The 23,305-nt window shown below is 72.7% G+C and carries 24 protein-coding genes, 1 tRNA gene and 1 pseudogene; 14 read left to right on the forward strand and 12 right to left on the reverse strand.

What is annotated here, in order from left to right; translation table 11 throughout:
- The 5 genes from C2L59_RS43710 to C2L59_RS43730 form a co-directional block, all read right to left on the reverse strand.
- Window positions 1–384: hypothetical protein (locus C2L59_RS43710; protein WP_103355478.1), on the reverse strand; the 384-nt coding region annotated here is incomplete at its 3' end.
- Window positions 381–1,496 (reverse strand): molybdopterin-dependent oxidoreductase, encoded by a 1,116-nt coding sequence (locus tag C2L59_RS43715; RefSeq protein WP_103355479.1) that lies wholly within the window; start codon window positions 1,494–1,496, stop codon window positions 381–383. The genes C2L59_RS43710 and C2L59_RS43715, both read right to left, overlap by 4 nt.
- The gene (locus tag C2L59_RS43720) at window positions 1,493–2,125 is read right to left on the reverse strand and encodes a class I SAM-dependent methyltransferase (protein ID WP_103355480.1); all 633 of its coding nucleotides are present in this window, start codon (window positions 2,123–2,125) and stop codon (window positions 1,493–1,495) included. Before C2L59_RS43720 ends, C2L59_RS43715 begins: the two co-directional genes overlap by 4 nt.
- The gene (locus C2L59_RS43725; protein WP_103355481.1) at window positions 2,125–2,808 is read right to left on the reverse strand and encodes a DUF2064 domain-containing protein; all 684 of its coding nucleotides are present in this window, start codon (window positions 2,806–2,808) and stop codon (window positions 2,125–2,127) included. The genes C2L59_RS43720 and C2L59_RS43725 overlap by 1 nt, the downstream gene beginning before the upstream one ends.
- Entirely contained in the window at window positions 2,805–3,449 is a 645-nt protein-coding gene (locus tag C2L59_RS43730) for a glycosyltransferase family 2 protein (protein ID WP_103355482.1), read from the reverse strand. The genes C2L59_RS43725 and C2L59_RS43730 overlap by 4 nt, the downstream gene beginning before the upstream one ends.
- A gap of 159 nt (window positions 3,450–3,608) precedes the next feature.
- Here C2L59_RS43730 and C2L59_RS43735 point away from each other — a divergent pair, with 159 nt between their 5' ends.
- The 3 genes from C2L59_RS43735 to C2L59_RS43745 are packed head-to-tail and all read left to right on the forward strand — an operon-like array spanning window position 3,609 to window position 6,809.
- Window positions 3,609–5,003 carry a hypothetical protein gene (locus C2L59_RS43735; protein WP_103355483.1) on the forward strand — a complete coding sequence of 465 codons (1,395 nt, stop codon included), beginning with the start codon at window positions 3,609–3,611 and terminating at the stop codon, window positions 5,001–5,003.
- A 10-nt stretch (window positions 5,004–5,013) separates the two neighbouring features.
- Window positions 5,014–5,715 (forward strand): response regulator transcription factor, encoded by a 702-nt coding sequence (locus tag C2L59_RS43740; RefSeq protein ID WP_103355484.1) that lies wholly within the window; start codon window positions 5,014–5,016, stop codon window positions 5,713–5,715.
- Window positions 5,712–6,809, forward strand: coding sequence for a sensor histidine kinase KdpD (locus C2L59_RS43745; protein WP_103355485.1), 1,098 nt, complete (start codon window positions 5,712–5,714; stop codon window positions 6,807–6,809). The genes C2L59_RS43740 and C2L59_RS43745 overlap by 4 nt, the downstream gene beginning before the upstream one ends.
- Window positions 6,810–6,907: 98 nt before the next feature.
- Here the strand turns inward: C2L59_RS43745 and C2L59_RS43750 are convergent, their stop codons facing one another.
- On the reverse strand, window positions 6,908–7,969 hold the full coding sequence (locus tag C2L59_RS43750; RefSeq protein ID WP_199199712.1) for an NAD-dependent epimerase/dehydratase family protein: 1,062 nt from the start codon (window positions 7,967–7,969) through the stop codon (window positions 6,908–6,910).
- Window positions 7,970–8,092: 123 nt separating this feature from the next.
- Here C2L59_RS43750 and C2L59_RS43755 point away from each other — a divergent pair, with 123 nt between their 5' ends.
- From C2L59_RS43755 to C2L59_RS43765, 3 genes are all read left to right on the forward strand, one after another.
- Window positions 8,093–8,593, forward strand: coding sequence for a molybdenum cofactor biosynthesis protein B (locus C2L59_RS43755; protein WP_072476233.1), 501 nt, complete (start codon window positions 8,093–8,095; stop codon window positions 8,591–8,593).
- A 131-nt stretch (window positions 8,594–8,724) separates the two neighbouring features.
- The gene (locus C2L59_RS43760) at window positions 8,725–9,060 is read left to right on the forward strand and encodes a hypothetical protein (RefSeq protein ID WP_103355486.1); all 336 of its coding nucleotides are present in this window, start codon (window positions 8,725–8,727) and stop codon (window positions 9,058–9,060) included.
- A 70-nt stretch (window positions 9,061–9,130) separates the two neighbouring features.
- Window positions 9,131–9,304, forward strand: a complete 174-nt coding sequence (locus C2L59_RS43765) for a hypothetical protein (RefSeq protein WP_103355487.1) — start codon at window positions 9,131–9,133, stop codon at window positions 9,302–9,304.
- Between the two features lie 7 nt (window positions 9,305–9,311).
- Here the strand turns inward: C2L59_RS43765 and mscL are convergent, their stop codons facing one another.
- The 4 genes from mscL to C2L59_RS43785 all read right to left on the reverse strand — a co-directional run bounded on the left by mscL (window position 9,312) and on the right by C2L59_RS43785 (window position 11,511).
- A complete protein-coding gene (gene mscL, locus C2L59_RS43770) occupies window positions 9,312–9,725 on the reverse strand; it encodes a large-conductance mechanosensitive channel protein MscL (RefSeq protein ID WP_103355488.1) in 414 nt (137 codons plus the stop codon).
- 57 nt (window positions 9,726–9,782) lie between these two features.
- Window positions 9,783–10,400, reverse strand: coding sequence for an SAF domain-containing protein (locus C2L59_RS43775; RefSeq protein WP_103355489.1), 618 nt, complete (start codon window positions 10,398–10,400; stop codon window positions 9,783–9,785).
- Between the two features lie 131 nt (window positions 10,401–10,531).
- A complete protein-coding gene (locus C2L59_RS43780; protein ID WP_103355490.1) occupies window positions 10,532–10,834 on the reverse strand; it encodes an FmdB family zinc ribbon protein in 303 nt (100 codons plus the stop codon).
- 86 nt (window positions 10,835–10,920) lie between these two features.
- Window positions 10,921–11,511 carry a 5-formyltetrahydrofolate cyclo-ligase gene (locus C2L59_RS43785; protein WP_103355491.1) on the reverse strand — a complete coding sequence of 197 codons (591 nt, stop codon included), beginning with the start codon at window positions 11,509–11,511 and terminating at the stop codon, window positions 10,921–10,923.
- 24 nt (window positions 11,512–11,535) lie between these two features.
- On the opposite strand from C2L59_RS43785, the gene C2L59_RS43790 reads away from it, so the two are divergent.
- The 7 genes and pseudogenes from C2L59_RS43790 (at window position 11,536) to C2L59_RS43825 (ending at window position 17,717) form a co-directional block, all read left to right on the forward strand.
- A complete protein-coding gene (locus C2L59_RS43790) occupies window positions 11,536–12,441 on the forward strand; it encodes a UTP--glucose-1-phosphate uridylyltransferase (protein WP_103355492.1) in 906 nt (301 codons plus the stop codon).
- Window positions 12,438–13,715, forward strand: a complete 1,278-nt coding sequence (gene glp, locus C2L59_RS43795) for a gephyrin-like molybdotransferase Glp (protein WP_103355493.1) — start codon at window positions 12,438–12,440, stop codon at window positions 13,713–13,715. The genes C2L59_RS43790 and glp overlap by 4 nt, the downstream gene beginning before the upstream one ends.
- Window positions 13,715–14,383, forward strand: a complete 669-nt coding sequence (locus tag C2L59_RS43800) for a GNAT family N-acetyltransferase (protein WP_103355494.1) — start codon at window positions 13,715–13,717, stop codon at window positions 14,381–14,383. The genes glp and C2L59_RS43800 overlap by 1 nt, the downstream gene beginning before the upstream one ends.
- A 163-nt stretch (window positions 14,384–14,546) precedes the next feature.
- Window positions 14,547–15,365, forward strand: a complete 819-nt coding sequence (gene glpR / locus C2L59_RS43805) for a gephyrin-like molybdotransferase receptor GlpR (RefSeq protein ID WP_103355495.1) — start codon at window positions 14,547–14,549, stop codon at window positions 15,363–15,365.
- A 54-nt stretch (window positions 15,366–15,419) separates the two neighbouring features.
- Window positions 15,420–15,492 (forward strand) — tRNA-Ala (locus C2L59_RS43810).
- A gap of 165 nt (window positions 15,493–15,657) precedes the next feature.
- A pseudogene (locus tag C2L59_RS43815) lies at window positions 15,658–15,811 on the forward strand (IS5/IS1182 family transposase); the annotation flags it as partial.
- Between the two features lie 460 nt (window positions 15,812–16,271).
- Entirely contained in the window at window positions 16,272–17,717 is a 1,446-nt protein-coding gene (locus C2L59_RS43825; protein ID WP_103355496.1) for a trypsin-like serine protease, read from the forward strand.
- Window positions 17,718–17,767: 50 nt separating this feature from the next.
- Here C2L59_RS43825 and C2L59_RS43830 read toward each other — a convergent pair whose 3' ends face one another.
- Window positions 17,768–19,306 (reverse strand): S8 family serine peptidase, encoded by a 1,539-nt coding sequence (locus C2L59_RS43830; protein ID WP_103355497.1) that lies wholly within the window; start codon window positions 19,304–19,306, stop codon window positions 17,768–17,770.
- A 268-nt stretch (window positions 19,307–19,574) separates the two neighbouring features.
- Between C2L59_RS43830 and C2L59_RS43835 the strand changes: the two genes are divergently transcribed.
- Window positions 19,575–22,439 carry an AAA family ATPase gene (locus tag C2L59_RS43835; protein ID WP_103355498.1) on the forward strand — a complete coding sequence of 955 codons (2,865 nt, stop codon included), beginning with the start codon at window positions 19,575–19,577 and terminating at the stop codon, window positions 22,437–22,439.
- A gap of 150 nt (window positions 22,440–22,589) precedes the next feature.
- Here C2L59_RS43835 and C2L59_RS43840 read toward each other — a convergent pair whose 3' ends face one another.
- Complete coding sequence (locus C2L59_RS43840) at window positions 22,590–23,294, reverse strand: trypsin-like serine protease (protein WP_103355499.1); 705 nt, start codon at window positions 23,292–23,294, stop codon at window positions 22,590–22,592.
- Window positions 23,295–23,305 lie beyond the last annotated feature (11 nt).

Below are 23,305 nucleotides of genomic sequence, written 5' to 3' on the forward strand. Positions count from 1 at the left end.
GGTCAGGACCACCAGGAGCCAGACTGCGGCGAGGGTGATGGCCAGGCCGAGGGCTGGGTTGCCGTCGTGGAGGCCGGGCATGGGTGGGGTTCCGTACGGGCGCCAGAGGAGCGGGAACGCCAGGATGGCCAGCACGCCGGTGGTGACCGTGCCCGCGACCACCGGGGTCCGCCAGGGGCGGGGCAGGAGGCGGGCCAGGGCGATGCCGAGCAGGGCCGTCAGCGGGGCGATGATCGCGTCGTTGACGATCGGGCCGCCGATGATCCAGCTCAGGGTGGGGAACACGTCCGGGCGCAGCGGCAGCGCGTACTCGGCGAACAGCACCGCACCCCACGCCAGCGCCGCGAGACCCGGCAGGGCGAGGAGCACACGAGCGGTCTTCACAGCACCTCCAGCTTGGTGACCCACTTCGTCTGCAGCACGCCGGGACGGTTCGGGGCGATGATCCGGCACGGGAAGCCGTGGTCGGGCGCGAGGACCTCGCCGTTCAGCTCCAGGGCCAGCAGCGTCAGCTCGTCGGCCGTGTGCTCGCCGGGCAGCACGCTGACGCCGTACAGCCCGCCACGCTCCGAAGAGGACACCCGGACCGCCGCGCCGGGTGCCGCGCCGACGGCCTTCAGGAGCATGGGCAGGGAGATGCCGCGCCAGGTCGCCGACTGGCTCCAGCCCTCCACGCACGCGATCGGCAGCTCCGCCGTCGTTTGCGGCAGGGCACGCAGCTCGTCGAGGGAGAACTTCGTCGTGCCGCGTGGCGTCACCACCGAGAGACGCCAGGCAGCGGACCACGTGATCCCCGCGGCCGCCGCCGTGCGGTTCACCGGCAGGTTCTGCGTGCCCTTGCCCGTCTTCCAGGAGAGGCCGGAGACGCCGCGCAGGAACGGAACCGTCGCGCCCGCGGTGGCCACGACCGCGACGCCGGTCGCGAGCCCGGTCGTCACGAGGAAGCCCCGCCGGGACAGCCCCTCGGCCGGTGGGTCCTCGACGGTGGCCCGGCTCAGCGCCCGGCGGATCACCGGCAGCTTCACCGCGACGTGCACCAGGATCGACCCGATCGCCAGCCACGCGACCGCGTAGTGCACCTGCGGGAAGTAGAAGCCCCACGGGTAGTTCTGCGCGACGTTCAGCAGACCGGTCGTCAGCTCGAAGAACGCCGCGCCGGACAGCACCAGGATCGACAGCCGCTCCAGGGCGTGCGGCAGCGAGCGGACGAGGGGCCGGCCGAACAGCTTCGGGTAGACGCTCCACAGTTTCGCCAGCAGCAACGGGATCGACGCGATGCCGCAGATCACGTGCAGCCCCTGGGTGACGCGGTAAAGCCCGGCCGGGCGGCTGGGCCACCAGAACCACCCGGGCGGGTGCTGGATCAGGTGGCTGAGCAGCCCGGTCACGAAACACGTGGTGAAGGTGATCGCGAGCGCCAGGCCGATCTTCGACGTCACGCGCTCGTGGTGCGCCGGGGCCCGGAACTGTTCCTCCGCCGGGATCGGGAGTTTCACGACCGCTCCAATCGTGCGAACCAGCGGTGCCCGTGCCGGGCGGTCCAGCCGACCCGCAACCCGGCGCGCACGGCCACTTCGGCGATCGCGTCCACGCCGACCCAGGCCCAGGTGAACCAGGCGACGTCGGCGTGGCCGGGCCGGAGCCGGACGCGCTCGTGCCGTAGACCCCGCCCGGGCGGTTCCAGCTCGACGAGCACGTCGCCGTCGGGGGCGATCAGCCGCGCCGTGCGCCGCAGCAGCGCGGCCGGGTCGCCGCCGATGCCGATGTTGCCGTCCGCGAGCAGGGCGTGCTGCCACCGTCCTTCGCCGGGCAGGCGGTCGAAGACGTTTCGCTGCAACGCACTCCCGCCGCGACGCCGGGTCAGCGCGACGGCCGTGCGCGAGCTGTCCACGCCCAGCGCGACGATCCCGCGCCCGGTCAGCGCCGCGGTGAGCCGGCCGGGGCCGCACCCGAGGTCGACGGTCGGCCCGGAGCAGGCGTCGAGCAGGACGTCGTCGCCCTCGGACGGCTCGGTCCAGCGTTCGACCGGCAGCTCGACCCGCTCGCCGTTCGCCAGTTCGAGCCAGCAGCGCTGGCCCAGCAGGCCGCGGTCGAACTCGTGGCCGGTGGTCACCGGGGCCGTCATCACGCGACCGCCTGTCCGCGGACGGAAGCGACGGCCTGGGCGAACCGGCCGTCCGGGCAGGCTGCCGCCACCTTGCGGGCGTCCATCATAGTGTCCACATCGGACAGCAGCGCGGCCTGCCGTGGCCGCAGCCCGCTGGCCGCCAGTGCGCGCAGCGTGCGCTCGCCGGTGTCGTCGCGGGACATCGGGACACCCGCGAGGACCTGCGCGTGCCGCGGCTCGGCGAGTCCCAGCGCCCACCAGCCGCCGTCCGCGGCCGGTCCGAGCACGGAGTCGTGGGCGCCGTCCCGGACCGGTGCGATCGCCGCGGCGAGGGATTCCGGCGTGACCTGCGGGGTGTCCATGCCGATCTGGAGGACCGGCAGGCCGGGGTGCACGTCGGCGGCGTCCGCGTGGGCGTTCGCCAAGCGCGCGCCGAAATCCAGGCCACGCTGCGGCATCGTGGTGACGTGGCGGAGCGCCATGCCGATCTCGATGGGCCGGGAGGCCGCGCCGAGGTCGCCGGTCATCGCGACGACGGGCAAGGCGCCGGGCACCGCGCAGACGGCGTCGAGCGTGTCGAGCAACGCGGCCGCCGCGATTTCGGCCGCCTGAGCCGGGGTGGCCGGCGGGCAGAGCCGGGTCTTCGCCAGGCCCGGGACCGGCGCCTTGGCCACGACCAGCAGGACGAACGGACGCGTCATCGGGCCAGCACCCGCCCGAAGTCGCGGACCGCACGCAGCGTGCCCCGCGCCGAACCGGACACCTTCGACTTCGTCCCCTTGGCGCGCTCGCCGTAGCGGACGTCGAACTCGCGCACCCGCCACCCGGCGCGCTGGGCCTTGATCAGCAGCTCCAGGGGATAGCCGAACGCCCGGTCGGCGACGCCCAGGCCGAGCAGGGCCCGCCGGTCCGCGGCGCGCAGGGGCGCGATGTCCCGGACCGGCAGCCCGCGGCTGCGCAACAGCGTCGCCAGCACGGCGTTGCCCGCTCGCGCGTGCCACGGCCACACCCCGGGGCCGGTCGGCACCCGGCGTCCGACGGCCAGGTCAGCGCCACGTTCGACCGCGGCCACCAGGCGCGGCAGATCGGCGAGGTCCAGGGACCCGTCGGCGTCGGCGAAGCACACGATGTCCGCGGTGGCGGCCTCCAGCCCCGCGTGCACGGCCGCGCCGTAGCCGCGACGCGGTTCGTGGACGACCTTCGCGCCGAGCGCGGCCGCCACCTCGGGTGAGCCGTCGGCCGAACCGTTGTCGACCACGATCGCGCGGTAGCCCGGCGGCAGGCCGGCCAGCACGCCGGGCAGCGCCGCCGCTTCGTCGAGGCAGGGCAGGACGACGTCCACTTCTGAGTCAGTCACGGCGCCGACCGTAAGTCCGCGCCGGACTCCGTAGAACCCTTGCGGCGCTTACCGAATCATGACGTCCGGCGAGTTCTTACCGCGTCGTTACGGCTCCCGTTCCGGGGGCGCGGAACGGGCTTCGCGACCCTAGGGTGTGCAGCGATGAGCGAGCCGACCCCGGCAGCCCGGCTCGCCGAGCCGCCTGCCCGCGAACCAGCAGCCCCGGTCTCCGGCCGCCGCGCCGACCTCCTCGCCGTGGCGGCCGCCGCGGTGCTCGTCGCCGCGGCCACCGCCGTCGGCCTGTACTACAACCGGCCGGACTCCGGCGTGGTCATCTTCGTGTCCGCGCCGCCGTTGTTCGCCGGCTGGCTGCCGCACGTCGGCCCGGGCTCGGTGTTCGCCGTGCTCGTCGCGGTCGCGGTGGTGCTCCACGGCCCGGCACTGGCCGCCCGCCTGCCGTGGCGCGGCGCGCTCACCGCCGGCTACCTCGCCTCGCTCGCCTGGATCTTCTCGCTGGCCATGGTGGACGGCTGGACCCGCGGGTTCGCCGGTCACCTCACCATCCCGCAGGAGTACCTCCACGAGGTCCCGGGGATCACCGACATCCCGCGGATGCTGCGCGAGTTCTCTTCCCGCATCCTCGACTTCCAGCCGCATTCGTGGACGACGCACGTGTCCGGGCACCCGCCGGGCGCGACGCTCGTCTTCGTCTGGCTGGACCGGCTCGGCCTGCACGGCGGGGCGTGGGCGGCCACGGCCGTGGTACTCGTGGGCAGCCTGGTGGCGGTGGCCGTGCCGGCCACGATCGCCCTCCTCGGCCGGCCCGAAGCGGCTCGCGACGTGCTGCCGTTCGCCGTCCTCACGCCTGGCGCGGTGTGGATCGGCGTGTCCGCGGACGGCCTGTTCGCCGGCGTGACCGCCACCGGCCTGGCCCTGCTCGCGCTGTCCGCGAAGGGGTTCGCCGTCGGCCGCCGGTTCGCCGTGCCGGCCGGGCTGGCCGCCGGTGTCCTGCTCGGCTTCGGCATCTTCCTGTCGTACGGCCTGGTGCTGCTCGGCGTACTCGCGCTGGTCGTCGCCGTCCTCGGCCGGCAGTGGCGGGCGGCGGCGCTCGCGATCGGCGCGGCGCTGGCCGTCGTCGGCGTCTTCGCCTGGACGGGCTTCTGGTGGCTCGACGGCTACCACCTCGTCGTCGAGCGCTACTACCAGGGCGTCGCGCTGGTCCGGCCGTATTCCTACTGGGTGTGGGCCGACCTCGCGGCGGTGACCGTCGCCCTCGGGCCCGCCGTGGTGGCCGCCGTCCGGCGCGGGCTGAGGTTCCCGAGCCGGGCCCTGCTCACCGATCCGGTGGTCCTGCTCGGCCTGGCCGCCCTGGTCGCCATCCTCTTCGCCGACGTCTCGGGCCTGTCGAAGGCCGAGACCGAACGGATCTGGCTACCGTTCGGGGCGTGGTTGCTGCCGATGACGGCCCTGCTGCCGCGCCCCGGACGCCGGTGGTGGCTCGCCGCGCAGGCGGCGACGGCGTTGGCGGTCAACCACCTGCTGCTGACGGGCTGGTGAGGGAGACGTGATGGACGAACAGGCCGGCCGGGTGCTCGTGGTCGACGACGACGAGACGGTCCGCGACGTCGTCCGCCGCTACCTCGAGGTGGCCGGCTTCACCGTCGACATGGCCGGCGACGGCGCCGAAGGACTGGCCGAGTTCGCCGCCCACGAGCCGGACCTGGTCGTCCTCGACGTCATGATGCCGGGGATCAACGGCCTGGAGGTGTGCCGGCGGCTGCGCCAGGTCAGCCAGGTGCCGATCGTCATGCTCACCGCCCTCGGCGAGGAGGAGAACCGCATCGCCGGGCTGCAGCTCGGCGCCGACGACTACGTGACGAAACCGTTCAGCCCCAAGGAACTCGCCCTCCGCGTGGCGTCGGTGCTGCGCCGCGCGCGGATGCCCCGCCCGGAGCCGGCCGCCGCGGAGCTCGTCGACGGCGACCTTCGCCTGCAGATGAAGGCGCGGACCGCGACCCTCGGGGGCCGCGAACTGCCGCTCACCACGCGGGAGTTCGACCTGCTGGCGTTCTTCCTCGCCCACCCTGGTGTCGCCTACTCGCGCGCGGACCTGCTCGAGAAGGTGTGGAGCTGGGACTTCGGCGACCAGTCCACAGTGACCGTCCACGTGCGACGGCTGCGCGAAAAGATCGAGCGCAACCCGGCCAAGCCGACCCGGGTGGCGACGGTGTGGGGTGTCGGCTACCGCTACGACCGGGAGCAGCCGTGATCGGCCCGGGTGAACCCTTCGCGGAGATGCTGACGCATCTCTGGCACATCCTGCCGTTCGCGCTGCTGTTCTCGCTGCCGGTGGCGGCGCTGGGCGGGGTGGCGCTGTACGTCCTGCGCCGCGGTTCCCTGGCCACCACGCTGACCGTGCTGGTGCTGATCCCGGTGCTGTCCACGCTGGTCGGCGTGCTCGGGGTCAGCGGGTTCATGTTCACCCCGGCGCTGACCACGATGCTGCTGGTCTGCCTGCTCGTCGCGCTGGTCACCGTGCCCGCGGCGATCATCCTCGGCCGGGCGATCGCGCGCCGCAGCGTGTGGGAGCGGGAGGCGCGCGAGCGGGAACGCGCCGCCGAGGCGTCGCGGCGCGAACTGGTCGCCTGGATCAGCCACGACCTGCGCAGCCCGCTGGCCGGCATCCAGGCGATGGCCGAAGCACTGGCCGACGGCGTGGTGTCCGAACGCGACGAGGTCGCCGACTACGCCCAGCGGATCAGCGGCGAAACCAAGCGGCTGTCCGCGATGGTCGGCGACCTGTTCGAGCTCTCGCGGATCACCGCGGGTGCCCTCGAGCTCACCATGTCCGCGGTGCCGTTGCGGGACGTCGTGAGCGATGCCGTGGCGGCTCAGGCGCCGGTGGCGTACCGGAAGCGGGTCCGGGTGCTGGCCAACGCGTCGACCTGGCCGGTGGTGACCGGCAGCGACCCGGAACTGGCCCGGATCGTGCGGAACCTGGTGTCCAACGCGATCCGGCACACCCCACCGGACGGGACGGTCGCGGTGGAGATCGGCGTGGACGGCGACGAGGCGTTGCTCGCGGTCGACGACTCCTGCGGGGGAATTCCGGACGACGAGATCACGCGGGTGTTCGACGTCGCTTTCCGCGGGACGCAGGCGCGGACGCCGGAGCGGGGTGGGACGACCAGCGGTGGTGGGCTCGGCCTGGCCATCGCGAAGGGGCTGGTCGAGGCGCATCGCGGGCGGATCGGAGTGCACAACCACGGACCGGGGTGCCGGTTCGAGGTACGGCTGCCGCTCGCGATGCCTCAGGCGCGGCCGGGGTCGGCTGGAGGATTGACCGGACGCCGGTTGGCGTGATTCGCCGGTGGCTGCAACCTCGGTTGGCGGCTGCGGCGACCTCGGTGCGCGAGTGGTCCCGGGTCGCGAGGTCGGTCTGCGGACGGGCCCCGACACGGTCAGGGCGTCACTGGTTCCCGGAGTTCGGCGGTGGCGAAGCCGGCGATGCCCTCGGCGAAGCCGACTTCCGCCGTGAAGCCGAGCAGTTCGCGGGCGCGGGCGGGGTCGGCCACCACGTGGCGGACGTCCGCCGGGCGGGCGCCGCCGATGATCCGGGGGACCGGGCCGTTGGCTGCGCGGGACAACTCCTCTGCCAGGTCGCCCACCGTGTGGGGGGTGCCGGAGCAGATGTTCAGCGGGGTGAGGTCGGCCGCCGGGGCTTCCGTGCGGAGCGCCAGGACGTTGGCCCGTGCGACGTCGTGGACGTGGACGAAGTCGCGTTGCTGGCGGCCGTCCTCCAGGACCCGGGGGGCCTCGCCTCGGACCAGCGACGAACGGAAGAGCGATGCCACGCCGGCGTACGGCGTGTTCTGGGGCATCCGCGGGCCGTAGACGTTGTGGTAGCGCATCGCCCACACCGTGCCGCCCGTCTGCCGGGCCCAGGCGGCGGCCAGGTGTTCCTGGGCCAGCTTCGTCGCCGCGTACGTGCTGCGGGGGTTCAGCGGGGCGTCCTCGGGGACCAGCTGCCAGCTCAGCTCCGTTTCGCAAGACGGGCACCGCGGCTCGAAGCGGCCGGCGTCCACATCGGACCGGCGGCGTGGTGACGGCGGCACCACGCCGTGGTCCGGGCAGGCGTACCGGCCTTCGCCGTAGACGACCATCGAGGACGCCAGCACCAGCTTCCGCACGCCGGCCGCGTGCATCGCGGCCAGGAGCACCGCCGTGCCGTAGTCGTTGTTCAGGGCGTACGACGGCGCGTCCGACGGGTCGATGCCGTGCCCGACCACCGCGGCCTGGTGGCACACCGCGTCGGCGCCGTCCAGCAGCTCCGCGACGATCTCCGTGTCGGTGACGTCGCCGCGCAGGAAGCGGTGCCGGCCCGTGTACGGGGGTGGGGTGCGGGACCCGTGGGCCGTGGGGAGGAGGTTGTCCAGCACCACGGCCTCGTCTCCGCCGTCGGCCAGGAGGTCGGCGATGTGTGACCCGATGAACCCGGCTCCGCCGGTGACCAGTACGCGCACACCGGCCACGCTAGGGGTGCCCGCCCGGGTCTGCCGGAGGCCGCGGCCGCACGTCACGGAATCGTCAGAACTCACCCGGCACCTCCCGGCGCCCGCCCGCCGAAACCGGCTACGGTGGGCGCCATGGAACGGAGTGCACAACGGCTGGGCCGGGCCCTCGTGGTCATCGTGGACGATCGCGTGGCGCACGGCGAGCACGAGGACACCAGCGGCCCGTTGGTCACGGAGCTGCTCGAAGAAGCGGGCTTCATCGTCGACGGTGTCGTGGTCGTCGAGGCCGAGACCGCCGGTATCCGCAACGCGCTCAACACCGCCGTGATCGGCGGCGCCGACCTGGTGATCACCGTCGGCGGCACCGGTGTGCTGCCGCGTGACCGCACCCCCGACGCGACCGCCGGTGTGCTCGACCGGCCGATCCCGGGCATCAGCGAGGCGATCCGCGCTTCCGGGCTGGCGGCCGGGGCCGTCGATGCCGGGATCTCGCGCGGGCTGGCCGGGGTTTCCGGCAGCACGCTGGTGGTCAACCTCGCCGGCTCGCGCTCCGCGGTGCGCGACGGGATGGCGACGCTGACCTCGCTCGTGCCGCACGTGATCGACGAGCTCTCGGGGCTCGAAGAGGTGTGATCTTCGGTTCCGGCGGGCCGGGGCGACGGATCGCGTTGCTGCGGAGCGGTGGTGCCCTTCGGAGGTGCCCGAGCCGGAAGCCGGGCGCGGTCGGCGCTCGGTAGGTAGGTCGGGCCGGAGGTGGTCCGCGGGTGTGCGATGAGATGAAGCGCGAGCCCGCCGGCGAGTTGAGCGCGACGGGACCTGGCCTCGGCGAGATCGAGGCTTGGTTCGACGACGTGCTTTCCGGGCGGACCGCGCGAGATGAAGCTGATCGCTGGGCCATGCGGTGGCTCAGGGACGACTTCGCGGGCGTGGTCGAGCTCGATGCCGACCAGCTGTTGGCCTCTCGCCGGAAGCCGGAAGCCGGAAGCCGGAAGCCGGAAGCCGGAAGCCGGAAGCCGGAAGCCGGAAGCCGGGCGCGGGCGGCGCGGCTAGGTCAGTCGGGCCGAGGCGTGGTTCGCGGTGCTCGCCACCGGGGGAAGTGAGGGTGGCGGGCCGCCGGGGGTGGGGTTCGCTCTGTAGTTGTCAAAGAACACGCCGTGGGACACTGGGGTCATGGCGGGCGAACAGCGCAAACCCCAGGCCGACAGCGAGCAGCGCCGCCGGGTGGACGAGATCTTCGGGGACGTTCTGCCCGAGACGACTTCCGACGAACGCGATCCCGAGCGGCGCACCGGTCTCCCGGATGACTGGTACCGGGAGAACCGGCCACCGCACCACGACCGTTGACCGATGGTCAGTCGCGGCCGGTTTCGCGCTGGTTCTGGGCGCGTAGCAGGTCGCGGATCTCGGTCAGGAGCTCCACGTCCGTCGGCTCCGACGGGCCCGGCTCCTGGCCGCGCTTGCGGCGCTCCTGGACCTTCTTCACCGGCAGCACGATCACGAAGTAGACCACCGCCGCGACCAGTACGAAGTTGATCGCCGCGTTGATCACGCCGCCGAAGTCCAGGAACGTGGCCTGGTTGTTGTCGAAGATCTGGTAGCCGAGGCCCTTCGCGGCGTCCGTGCCGCCGATCGTGCTGATCAGCGGCTTGATCAGGCCGTTGGTGAACGCCGTGACGATCGCCGTGAACGCCGAGCCGATGACCACCGCCACGGCGAGGTCGACGACGTTGCCGCGCATCAGGAAGTCCTTGAAACCTTTGAGCACCTTGCTCTCCTCACGAACCGGGAAGGGGACGCCGTCGCCCGTCTCGGCGGGCGCGGGCTAGCGGAGAGTAACCGTTACCGGACGCTCCAGTGAAATCGCCGCCACCCTCGTCGCGATCGCCTCCGGCAGCCGGAGCAGCACCAGCGGCCCCTTGGCGGTGGCCGCCTCCGGGTGCCCGACCGTCACCACCGTGGCCCCGCCGGCCAGCACGGCCGCGGGCCCGCCCGGTTCCGGCGCGGCCACGACGTCGACGCGCCGGCCGGGACCCAGCAGCTCGGCTACGGCCGCGTCGGCCAGGCGGACCGGCACCGTCGCCGTTCCGGGGTCACCCGGCGCGGGGATGGCCGCCAGGCGGACGTCGGTCAGCGGCTCGCCGGCCCGGACGGCGGCCGCCAGCAGGCGGCCGTCGACGGCGTCGAGGGAGCTCAACACGCCGGGCGGGCGGGCTTGATCGGGAACGTCGGCCAGCCGGACGTCGGCAGCGCGCAGCGTCGTGCCGGGAGGAAGGTCGTGGGCCGCGAGGACGGTCGGGGCGCCTCGCGCGGAGCCGGGGTGCAGGAGCAGCAACGCGCCGGTCAGCAGCAGGCAGGCGGCGAGCCAGCGGCGGATCAGCCGCGTCCGCCGGCCTGGCAGCCGGGTGAGATCGGGTAGGTGGAACTTCGCCAGGACGTCCACGGTGCCCCCTCGGTCGGATCGGGTGCGGCGCTCTGCCGCACGAGATCGACGTTAGGGAAGCCGGACGGGCCGCCGGAAGGGCCTCGTCCGGCATCTGTGGACAACCGGGGTGTTGTGGATAACCCGGGGGGTCAGGACGCCGCGGCGGCCGTTTTCGTCGTCCCCGAGGAGGAAGATGCCGAGCTGCTCGTGTCCGGCTTCGACTCCGTCTTGGTCTCGGTCTTCGCCGGGGTCGCGGCGGTGCTCGCCTTGCTCGAGTCGCGCGAGTCGGTGCGGTAGAACCCGCTCCCCTTGAAGACGACGCCGACCGAGCTGAAGACCTTGCGCAGCGCTCCGGAGCACTGCGGGCAGACGGTCAGGCTGGGGTCCGAGAACGACTGCACGGCTTCGAACCGGTGGTCGCATTCTTTGCAGGCGTACTGGTACGTAGGCACTGACGGCTCCTTTGCTGGCACTCATCCGACTTGAGTGCCAACCCGATTGTGCGGGAAAACCTTCCCGGAAAGCAATTCCTGGTTGCTCACACCGGCAGCTCGACCAGGCCTCGACCGGGCGTCAAGGCCCCGGTCATGCGCACGTCGTGCGCCTCCCCGGGCAGCCGCTCGACCAGCTCCTCGTCCCGGACGACCGCCAGGAAGGCGGTGCCGGCCGCGGCGAAGACCAGCGAACGGTCGTAATGACCGGCGCCGCGCCCGAGCCGGACACCCCGGTGGTCCACGGCCAGCGCGGGCACCAGCACCAGTTCCGCCGCGCCCACGGCGTCGGTACCCAGGCGTTTCCCGCCCGGCTCGCGGATGCCCCGGAACCGGCTGGGCACCAGATCGGCCTCGCCGGTGTACTCGGCCCAGTCGAGCGGCTCGGTCCGTGACCGGATGACGGGCAGGAGGACTCGCGCGCCCCCGGCCGCGAGCGCGTCGACGAACGCCGTCGTGCCCGGCTCGGTACCGAACGGCAGGTACGCGCACACGGTCTCCGCTGTGACCTTCGACACCGCAGCGACCAGCGCCGATGCCTCCCGGGCGTGGGATTCGGCTGCCTGGTCCGCCCGTGCGCGCAGCAGGCGGTCACGCCACTCCGCCTTGCTCGGGTGCTCATTGCCCAGCGCATGCATGACCTCACGTTAGGCTTTGCGCCCATGACGGGCGCCGCAACCTCCCAGACGTTCAGAACCGCCATCGTGCCTGCCGCCGGCCTCGGGACACGGTTCCTCCCGGCGACGAAAGCAGTGCCCAAGGAGCTCCTGCCGGTGGTGGACACCCCGGGGATCGAGCTGGTCGCGGCCGAGGCCGCCGCCGCGGGGGCGGAACGCCTGGTCATCGTGACCTCACCGGGCAAGGACGCCGTCGTCCGGTACTTCGAAGAGCAGCCCGAGCTGGAGCAGAACCTCGAGGCCAAGGGCAAGACCGCGCTACTGGACAAGGTGCGCCGCGGCTCGAACCTCCTCGCCGTCGAAACCGCCATCCAGGAGCAGGCCCTCGGCCTCGGCCACGCCGTCGCGCAGGCCGAACCCAACCTGCGCCCGGACGACGAGGCCGTCGCCGTGCTGCTCCCGGACGACCTCGTGCTGCCCACCGGCGTGCTCGAGAAGATGAGCGCCGTGCGCGCCGAGTTCGGCGGCAGCGTGCTCTGCGCGTTCGACATCCCGAAGGCCGAGATCTCGCCGTACGGCGTGTTCGACGTCAGCGACACCGGTGATGACGACGTCAAGCGCGTGCACGGGATGGTCGAGAAGCCGAAGCCGGAGGACGCGCCGTCGACCTACGCCGCGGCCGGCCGGTACCTGCTCGACCGGGCGATCTTCGACGCGCTCAAGCGGATCACCCCGGGCAGCGGCGGCGAGCTGCAGCTGACCGACGCGGTCGCGCTGCTGATCTCCGAGGGACACCCGGTGCACGTCGTCGTGCACCGCGGTGGACGCCACGACCTGGGGAATCCGGGTGGTTTCCTGCGCGCCGCGGTCGATTTCGCGCTCGAAACGCCCGAGTACGGTCCATCTTTACGGGCGTGGCTGACGGAACGGATCGGGACAGAGCGCCCATGACGGAATCCCTCGACGCGGCGCGGCCGGAGGTGGCCGAGGAGGAGGCCGAGTTCCGCTCGGTCGACGCGCAGATCGCGATGACACTGGACGCGGCCGTCCGGCCCCAGCCGGTGCGGGTGGCGATCTCCGAGGCCCAGGGCCTGCTCTGCGCCGAGGAGGTGGTCGCCGAGCACGCGCTGCCCGGGTTCGACCAGGCCGCGATCGACGGGTACGCGGTGCGCAGCGTCGACGTCCGCAACGCCGGGCAGGAGCCGGTCCAGCTGCCGGTCGTCGGGGAGATCGCGGCGGGTTCGCGCCAGCCGCGGCGGCTCCAGCCCGGCCAGGCCGTGCGCGTCGACACCGGGGCGCCGCTGCCGACGCTGGCCGACGCGGTCGTGCCGCTCGCCTACACCGACGGGCACCAGGCCAAGGTCACCGTGCACCGGTCGGTGCCGTCGGCGGGCTACGTGCGGCGGGCGGGCGAGGACGTCCAGATCGGGGACGTCGCCGTGCGCCGCGGCGACACGATCGGCTCGGCCCAGGTCGGCCTGCTCGCCGCGGTCGGGCGGGCGAAGGTGCTCGTCTACCCGCGGCCGCGGGTGTCGATCGTGTCGGTCGGCGACGAGCTGGTCGACATCGACCGGACGCCGTCGGTCGGGCAGGTCTACGACGTCAACTCCTACGCGCTGGCCGCGGCCGCCCGGGACGCGGGCGCCGAGGTCAGCCGGGTCGGCATCGTGCCCAGCGAGCCGAAGAAGCTGCGGGAGGTCGTCGAGGGCCGGCTGCTGATGTCGGAGATCGTCGTGGTCGCGGGCGGCGCCGGGGGCGCCACCGGCGACGAGGTCCACGCCGCGCTGTCCGACCTCGGCCGGATCGACATGACGCGGGTGGCGATGCACCCCGGCTCGGTGCAGGGGTTCGGCCGGCTCGGCCCCGACTCCGTGCCCACCTTCCTCATCCCGGGCAACCCGATGAGCGCGCTGGTGGTGTTCGAGGTGCTGGTGCGGCCGCTGATCCGGGCGGCGCGCGGGACCCGCAACCCGCACCGGCGGATCGTCGGCGCGCGGCTGCTGTCGCCGGTCACCTCGACCGAGGGCCGTCGGGGTTTCCTGCGCGGCCAGCTGCTGCGCGACGAGGCGAACGGGGAGTACCTGGTCCAGCCGCTCGGCCAGTCCGGGGCGCACCTGCTCGCGTCGCTGGCCGAGGCGAACTGCCTGATCAACGTGCCGGAAGAGGCCACCGAGGTGCCCGCGGGCGAACAGGTGCAGGTCACCTTCCTGGCGCAACGGGCCTGATGAACTCCGTGTCGGGCGTGTCCTATCCGGTCGAGAGCCGGCACCCGGGCTGGCCGGCGCGGCTCGGCCCGCTGCGGGTGCCCGCGGGCGAGGTCGCGGTCCGGCCGGTCCGGCTGCGCGACGCCGGCGAGTGGAGCCGGATCCGCCTGAGGGACCGGGCGCACCTCGAAATGTGGGAACCCACCGGCGTCGGCCCGTGGCCGGAACGCAACGCCTTCTGGTCGTGGCCGTCGCAGTGGGCGGCCCTGCGCTCGCTCGCTCGGCGTGGTCAGTGCCTCCCGTTCACCATCACCCTGGACGGTCGTCTCGCCGGACAGATCACTGTGGGTAATGTCATCCGGGCGTCGCTGCGGTCGGCCTGGATCGGCTACTGGGTATCGTCCGACGTCGTCCGCGGCGGGGTGGCCACGGCCGCCGTCGCGCTCGTCACCGACCACGCCTTCGCCTCGGCCGGGCTGCACCGGCTGGAGGCCACCGTGCGTCCGGAAAACCGCGCCAGCCTGCGGGTTCTCGCCAAGGCCGGCTACCGGCAGGAGGGCCTGTTCGAGCGCTACCTCGACGTCGCGGGGGGCTGGCGGGACCACTACTGCTTCGCCGTCACGCGCGAAGAAACCGGCTCCGGGCTGGTGTCGCGGCTGGTCGCCGCGGGCCGCGCCGAGTACGCCTGACCGTGATTACCCACCCGGGTCAGTAGCTGCGTTACCACATGCTGTTAGTTTCACCTAATCCGGTGAGGCTTTCCCGTGATCGAACCCGGCGAGTCTGCGCCCGATCTGTTACTCCTGTGACTAACGTGATTCGTGGTGGAAGGATCGGGGGAGGTGACGGGAGATGCCCAGCTCCGTGATCATCGTCGCGCTCGCCGCGGCATGGCTCGTCGTACTCGTGCCCATGGTCGCGCGACGGCGGCAGCAGGTCGCGAGAACGGCCGACTCGGCGCTCGCGGCCAGGGTCGTGCGCAGTGGACGCAACGAGGACCGGGAGGAATTCGTCATGTCCGACGACATCGGGAAATCCCGGCCTTCGGTCGAGGACGACCTGGCCGAGCTGGAGGCCGAGCTCGAGCTCGACGACGACGAACCGGAACCCGACCCCGAGCCGCTCCCGCAGCCGAAGCGCGGCGGCCGCGTCGAACGCGACCGGCCCGGCTACCGGCCCGGCCGGGGCGGCTTCGACCCGGAGGCCGCCGAGATCGCGGCCCGCGCGAAGTACGGCTTCCGGCAGCGCATCGTGGTCATCCTGCTGGTGATCGCGGTGGCCACCGGCGTGGTGGCCGGTCTCGCCGTCCCGGTGGTCTGGTGGGGCCACGGCGTGGTCGACCTCGTGCTCGTCGGCTACCTCGTCTACCTGCGCCGCCAGGTGCGCATCGAAGAGGAGATCCGGCAGCGCCGGCTCGCCCGCTTCAACAGCACCCGCGCGCCCCGGCGCCAGTCCGTTCCCGCGCCTTCGGCGGCGGAAGAGGAGCACGCGCCGGAGGAGGACGTCGACGTCGTCGAACCGGTCCGCCGCGACGTGGTCGAGCGCCGGCCGTCCCCGACGTCCCGCGTCCGCCGCAGCGCGGTCGTCGTCGACCTGGACGACGAGGACCCGGCGTTCGAGGAGCTCGACGAGCCCGGGACCGGCCCGTACCGGCGCGCGGTCGGCGAGTGACCCCCCTGCGTGGGGTGCTCGTAGGGCACTGCTAAGCTCTACGAGCACAACCAAGGGGCTGTAGCGCAGTTGGTAGCGCGTCTCGTTCGCATCGAGAAGGTCAGGGGTTCGATTCCCCTCAGCTCCACCGATCTACTGAGTCATTTTTATCCTGGCCTGAATGTGCTGGCAGGCGAAGGCTTGTTGCTGATCACAGGTGGATGATCACCGGCGTGTCGAGGTCCTGACATGGCGAAGCCCCTGGTGGCAGGACTTTCGACCAAGATCGTTCCGCAGGGCCAGGGGCCTTCATCTGCTGTTCTACCGTGCCGCGCTGCCGTTGTCGCATCAGGCTCTCACCTTCGTTTCCGGCCGCACCCGCACCCACCGCAAGCAGCTCGGTTCGGTGTGGCGCAAGCTCAACTCGGGGACAGCAGGCCCTGGCGGTACTGGTGTACCTGTGCAAAAAGGACTTGCTCGGGGCAGCTCCTGCCGAGGCCCTCGTCGGCCGAGGCCCCGCGGACTGGTCACCGATGACGTCCACTTCGACGTCATCGCCCCCGGGCACCGAAACCCGCGGAAAGGTCAACGCCGCGCAATTCGCCTCCGGCGCCCGCACCGCCTGGCACCGGCACGGCGCTGCCCCTGAGCACTTCGTGCCCCACCTGGCCATCTGGGACGGCCTCGCCGACAGCCAGGACGGCCGGAAACCGAGGCGGCTTCCACCATGCCGCGGGTAGACAATGCGCAAAATCGCAAGGATGCAGAAGTCGTCCCGCATTGCTGCGCCCCTACGACGCCGGCCGGCACGCTGTCCTCTCCGGCCGACAGCGGCCAATAGTTCAGTAGCCGTACGGGGTGGCTCCCCGGTTGTTCTTGCACCCGGCGTCACCGGAAGGTTACCGGCAGCAAACCTAAGGAGCTGCCGTGATCTCAAGACAACGCTTGCTGGGGGCGTTCGCCGCCGTCCTCGCCCTGCCGCTGTTCGCCGTCCCCGACGCCGGGGCGGCCGGGAACCCGTCCGCGGTCGCACCGCTCGGCGGAACTCCGCTGCCGGCCGGCGTTTCGCCGTCTTCGGTCGGCGGGACGCCGGCGTCGGTGGCGGACTACCCCTTCATCATCGCGGGCCTGCGGAAAGGTGGGTCGCGGCCGCTGGGGCAGACGTGCACCGGTTCGGTCGTCGCGCCGCGGAAGATCCTCATCGCGGCCCACTGCAAGGCCGCCGACGGCGAAAAGTCCTTCCTCTACGGACTCGATGACCTCAACGCCGGCGGCGGCACGCCGATCGGCGTCACCAGTTACGACACGCACCCCAGGTACGTCAACTTCGACCAGGGCTACGACGTCGCGGTCGTGACCACCGACCGGGACATCCCGGTGCCCGGCGGGCAGTACGCCAAGGTGGCGACCTCCGCCGACACCGACCTGAACAAGCCGGGCAAGACCGGGCTGGGCCTCGGGTACGGGAAGAAGGACTTCAACGACAACACGCGTGACGTCACCCTGACCAAGTTCAGCCTGCCGATCGTGGCCGGAAGCAACTGCAGCGGTGTCGGCGCCGGCTTCCAGGAAGCCACCATGATCTGCAGCGGCTACTCCGACGGCCACGTGACGATCCTGCCCGGGGACAGCGGCGGCCCGCTGCTCGTCGACGGCAAGGTCGCCGGGGTCGCGTCGTGGAGCCGCAGCGACTTCAAGTGGTACAGCGTCTACGGCCGCCTGAACAACGACATGGGCGACTGGGTGAAGCAGCAGATCGGCGACGTCACCCCGCCGGAGACCTTCGGCCTCGGCGTCACCCCCGGCACCGTCAAGGTCGACCCGGGCAAGTACGTTTCGGCCACGGTGACCAGCACCGCGGGGAAGAACGGCAGTGAGAAGGTCGACCTGACCGCGTCGGGGCTGCCCGATGGCGCGAAGGCGACGTTCCAGCCTTCGACGATCAACTCCGGTGAAACCGCGAAGCTGACCATCGAGACGGCCGCGAACACCCCGCAGCAGGACTACCCGATCACGGTCACCGGTAAGGGTCCCAGTGGCACGGCGACCGCGAAGCTGACCCTGACCGTCGGCAACGCGCAGCCGCCGACCGGCGAGCTGAAAGTGAGCGTCGACCCGGGCAGCGGGACCGTGCAGCCCGGCTTCTTCGCCACCGCGACCGTCACCGTGTCCGGCGGTACCGGCACCGTCACGCTGTCGGGCACCGGGCTGTCGTTCGCACCGTTCTTCACCCCCTCGACCGTGAACGGCGCCGGGACGTCGCGGATGCAGGTGGCCGGTCCGTTCCAGCGCGGGACCTACCCGGTCACCGTGACGGCCAAGGACTCGACCGGCAAGACGGCGACGGCCAAGTACACCTTGACCGTCCAATAAGGACGAACGAGCGGGAGGCCGCCGCGCCGCGGCCTCCCGCCCGTCCCGGATCAGAAGGTGACCGTGAACCCGTCGATCGTCCCGCTGTCGAACCGGTAGACGTCCTGCACGCGCAGCTGCCAGGTGCCGTTCGCGGTTTCGTTCGACGCGTTCACCGGATAGGTGGTGTGGATCCCCGACGCCGTCCCGGAGCCACCGGCCCGCTGCAGCGGGAAGGCCGCTCCGCTCGGGCCGACGAGGTCGATCACCAGGTCGCCCGGGTAGGTGTGGCTGATGTCCACCTTCACCGCCAGCGACGCGGAAGCCTTGCCGTCACAGCCGTCCTGGGTCACCGAGCTGGTGACCGCGGCGCCGGCGTCCGGGATGGCCACCGGCGTCGTGTTCGACTTCGCGCCGCACCGGGACGGCGGGGTGCCGCCCCCGATGAACGACACGTTGAGCAGCTTGTTCGGCGAGCCGCTCCCGGCGTTCTTGACCACGCCCGAGGTGGCGCCGCCGACGAGCGCGTCCCGCACCTGCTGGGCCGTCGCACCCGGGTTGGCGGCCAGGTAGAGCGCCGCCGCGCCGGTGACGTGCGGGGTCGCCATCGACGTCCCGCTCATGTTCGCGCTGCTGCCGTTGGACAGCCCGAGCGACGTGATGTTGTTGCCCGGCGCGAAGAGGTCGGTGCAGCTGCCGTAGTTCGAGAACGAGGCGCGGTTGTCGTTTTCATCGGAAGCGTTGACCGTGATCGCCTCCGGCACGTGCGCCGGGCTGGTGTTGCAGGCGTCGGTGGCGCTGTTGCCCGCGGCCACCGAGTAGACGATCCCGGCCGCGATCGAGCGCTTGATCGCGTCGTCGCCGACGCCGACCTGGTCCATGGTCAGGCTCATGTTCGCCACCGCGGGCTTGATGGCGTTGGCCGTCACCCACTCGATCGCGTCGACCGCGGCCGAGTCCGGACCGTTGCCGGAGCAGTCGTTGCCGAGCACTTTGAGCCCGACGAGCTTGACCTTCTTCGCGACGCCGTAGGTCTTGCTGCCGATCGTGCCCGCGGTGTGTGTGCCGTGGCCGTTGCAGTCGCTGCCGTTCCCGCCGACGAAGTCCTTGCCGATCGAGGTCCGGCCTTCGTACTCGGGGTTGTCCGGCTTGATCCCGGTGTCGAGGTCGTAGGCGGTGACGCCTTCGCCGGTGTTGGGGTAGGTGTAGGACTTGTCGCGGGGGAGGTTTGCCTGGTCGATGCGGTCCAGGCCCCAGGTCGGGTTGGCCTGGGTGCCGGCGGCGCGCGCGGTGCCGTCTTCGTAGACCGCCGCCACGGCCGGGTCCGCGGCCAGCCGCCGCGCCTGCCGCGCGGTGAGGTGCCGGGCGGAGAACCCGTGCAGGACCCGGGTGTAGGTCGATCGCACTTCGCCGCCGTAACGCCCGGCCAGCGCCCCCGGGTTCGCGAGCCCCTGTGCGTCCTTGAGTACCACGATGTACTGGTCGCCGTAGTGCTCGCGCGCCGGGACCACGCCGTCTTCCGGCTGGGCGGCGGCGGCCGCGCCGGTCGTGGCCAGGGTGGCCAGGACCGCCGCGGCGAGGACGACCGCCTTCCGATGAACTGTGCGCATGCTTCAGCTCCACTCACTCGAACAGGTGAATCGGTGCGCGGCCGCCGGGTGACCGAGAGCGACCACCGTTTTACTCTCAGGGGTGATCACCTGCGCTAACAAGCGAGGCAGTGCCCCGTAGGGTTACGTAACTAATGCCTCCGGCGGTCCCCTACGAAAGTTCCGTGCCCGCCCGCGCGGGTTCCGTGCGCCCGAGCGGCGGACCTAAGCTCCGGACACCCAACAGGGTGGTTTGGGGGGCGGTGCCGCTTTCAGGCGGGGGACGGCGATGACGAACGGAATCGTGGCCAGGACCAGTTCACCGGTCCTGATCGGGCGGGCGGACGAGCTCGCCGCACTTGTGTCCGCCGCCCTGCGGCCACCCGCGGTGCTCGTGCTCGAAGGGGAGGCCGGGGTCGGGAAGACCCGGCTGATCGGCGAGCTGCTGGGCCGCCCGGAGCTCGCCCGGACACGGGTGCTGGCCGGCAGCTGCCAGCCGCTGCGGGAGCCCTTCCCGTACGGCGTCGTCGTCGAAGCGCTCGGCGACGCGGGAAAGTACCTGCCCGCCGCGGCGCGGCTGAGCCCGCTCGCGGGCGTCCTCGGCCGGTACCTGCCGGAGCTGGCGCCCCAGCTGCCGCCGGCCCCGGCACCCTTGGGGGACAACCGCGCCGAAGCCCACCGCTTCTTCCGCGCGGTCCGCGCGCTGCTGGACCTCCTGGGCCCGGTCGTGCTCGTGGTCGAGGACCTGCACTGGGCCGACGACGGGTCGCGGCGGCTGCTGCGGTTCCTGATGCGCGACCTGCCCCCCGGGACGGTCCTGGTGGTGAGCTACCGGCCCGAGGACGTGCCCGGCGACCTTCCGCTGGGTCGCGCGCACCGGCCGGCGCCCGGCTGCTCGACCACGCTGGTGCGGCTCGGCCCGCTCGACCCGGATGGCGTGCGGCGCCTGGCCGGCGCCCTGCTCGGCGAGCCCGGCGTCTCCGCCGCGTTCGCGGCCCGGCTGCACGAACGCACGGCCGGAATCCCGTTCGTCGTCGAAGAAACCCTGCACGCGCTGCGCAACCCGGCCGGCGCCGTGCACGCCGGCGGCGCGGCCGCACGGCGGCTTCTCGACACCGTCGAAGTGTCCGCGCTGCTGCGGGAAGCGACGGTCGAGCGGCTCGCGACACTGCCGCTCGCGGCACGCCGGATCACCGAAGCCGCCGCGGTGCTCGCGGAACCCGCGTCGGCCGAGCTGCTCACGACGGTCGCGGGGCTCGGCGCGGCCCGCGGGCGGCACGCGCTGGTCCTGGCCCTCGAGCGGGCCGTGCTGATCGAGGTCGCCGAGTGCCGCTACGGCTTCCGGCACGAGCTCGCGCAGCAAGCCGCGTACGGGACGATCCCGGGGCCGTCGCGGCAGGAACTGCACCGGCGTGTCGTCCGCGCGCTGGCCGGTCGGCGGCCGGTGCCCCTGGTGCGCCTGGCCGAGCACAGCCGCAAGGCCGGCAGCAGCGACGACGCTTTGCGTTACGGCGAGGCCGCGGCCGACCGCGCGATCGACGTCGGCGACCCGGCGACGGCCACCGGGCTGATGCGGTCGCTGCTGGCCGCGCCGGACCTCGGACCATCCGATGTGGACAGGTTGGCGGCGAAGCTGGCTTCGGTGGCCAACAACGGCGTCTCGCAGGCCGAAGTCGTCGCGACGCTGGAGGCCCTGCTGACCGACGACCGGTTGTCGGACCGGCTGTCGGCGGAGATCCGGCTGAGCCTGGGGCTGCTGCTCCTCCGGCAGGTCGGTGGGCTGGAAGCGGCCCGGGCCGAGATCGAGGTGGCGCTGGCCGGGCTCGGGCACCGCCCGGACCTCGCCGGACGCGGCATGGCCGTGCTCGCCCAGCCGTGGATCGGCGCGACGCCGCTGCGCGCCCACCGGCCGTGGCTCGACCGGGTCGACGCGCTGATCGAGACCACGGCCGACGCGCGGTTGCGGCTGACCCTGATGGCCAACAACGTCCCGTCCCGCCTGCACACCGGCGACCGGCGGGTCTGGGCGTCGCTCGGCGATGCGCCGGCCGTCGCCGGAACCGCCGAAGAGCAGCGCCAGCTCGCGCGGCTCTACTGCAACGCCGCCGACGCGGGCGCCTGGACCGGGCACCACCGCCGGGCGCGCGGCCTGCTGGAACGCGGGATGCAGCTCGCGGCCGACTCGGGAACGCCGTACGTGGTCAGCACGGCGCGGACCACCGGGGTGCACATCGACTGGCTCAGCGGCGCGTGGGCCGGGCTGGACGAACGCGCGGTGGCGCTGCTGGCGGAGTACCGCGACCTGCTTCCGGTCACCAGCGAACTGTCGCTGGTCCTGGGCCTGCTCGCCGCCGCGCGTGGCGCCTGGGACCGCGCCGCGGCCTGCTTCGCGGCCACCGGCGTCAACCGGCCGGAGAACGCGTTCACCCCGGTGGTGATCGCCGCGCACGGCGGGATCGCCGGCATGCTGCTCGCGCAGGACGCCGTCGACGCGGCGGCGGCCGAAGCCGCGCGTGGGCTGGAGCTGTTGCGCACCAAGGGAGTCTGGGCCTGGGCGGGCGACCTGGTCCCGGCCGCGGCCGAGGCGTTCTGCCGGACCGGCCGCGCCGGTGTGGCCCGCGAGCTGCTGGCCGAGCTGGAGTGCGAGACGCGCGTCCTGGACGCGCCGATGGCGGCCGCGGTCCTCGCCGAGGGACGCGGGATCGTCGCCGCCCACGACGGCGAGGTCGCCGACGCGGTGAAGGCGTTCGACGAAGCCCAAGCCCGCTACGAACGGCTTCCCGCGCCGTATCCGGCGGTGCTGGTCGCGGAACGCCGGGCGCGGTGCCGGCTCGACCACGGCGAAGAGGCCGCCGCCGGGTTCGCCGCCCTGGCGGACGTCTTCGCGGCGCTCGGGGCGACCCGGGACGCGGCCCGCTGCCGCCACACGTTCCGCTCGACCGGGGCGACGGCTCCGTCCCGCCGCGGGCGGCGAGGGTACGGCGACGAACTGTCCCCCCGCGAGCGCGACGTCGCCCGGCTGCTGACCGACGGGCACACGAACCGCGAGATCGCCGAGGTGCTGTTCCTGTCCCGGCGGACGGTCGAGCAGCATGTGGCGAACGTGCTGCGGAAGCTGAAGGTGAGTTCGCGCGGGGAGCTGCGCACGGGCTGAGCCGGTGTCCGAGGCCACCGCCCGACCGGAGCCTCGTGCGTGGTAACGAGGGTTCTGACCCTCATTACCACGCACGACCACCCGCACCGGCCTCACCGGCACGTTCGAACGGACCTGGCGCCGTCGGCGTGGGCCGCCTTCTCCGGCGCCTCAGCCGATCTGCTGCCGGATCCAAGTCAGGTGCTGGGCGATGCCGGTGTAGAGGGTGCTGGTCGCGCACTCGCCGTTGTTGTCGCCGGGGCCGTGGGTCTCACCGACCAGCGTCCAGTTGCCGGTCGTGCCGACGATCGCCGGGCCGCCGGAGTCGCCGTGGCACGCGGAATGCGTGCGGTCGCCGGAAACGCAGACGTCGCCCGCGCCGCCGCCACCGGCGTAGCAGGAGCTGCTGGGCAGCACCCGCAGGTCGATCTGCCGCAGGGTGACCGGGGTGCTGCAGCTCGGCCAGCTCGTGCAGCCCCAGCCCAGCAGCCGGGCGGTCGTGTTCGCGGCCGGGTTGCTCGTCGCCATCGGCACCGGCGTGGCGCGCACCGCCGTGGACAGGTGCATGAGCGTGAGGTCCGTGCCGGGCCTGGTGATCCGCCGGTCGATGCGGCCGACCTCGCCGCCGGAGTACTTGCCGGTCGAGCCGATGCGGCCCTGCGACGCGCTCCCGCAGTGGTCGGCGGTCACGATCCACTGGGGCGCGACCAGGCTGCCGCCGCAGCCGTTGCTCAGCGAGACCATGAAGCTGTAGGTCTCGGTCGCGGTGGTGCCGCCGATGATTCCGGGCTGGGCGCCCGGGCTCTGCTGGGCTTGCGCGATGCCGGGTACGGCCATCGCGAGGACCGCGAGCGCGGTCGAAAGCAGCTTGCGCATGATCGCTCACA

The organism is Amycolatopsis sp. CA-128772 (assembly GCF_002904295.1).
GTDB lineage: Bacteria > Actinomycetota > Actinomycetes > Mycobacteriales > Pseudonocardiaceae > Amycolatopsis.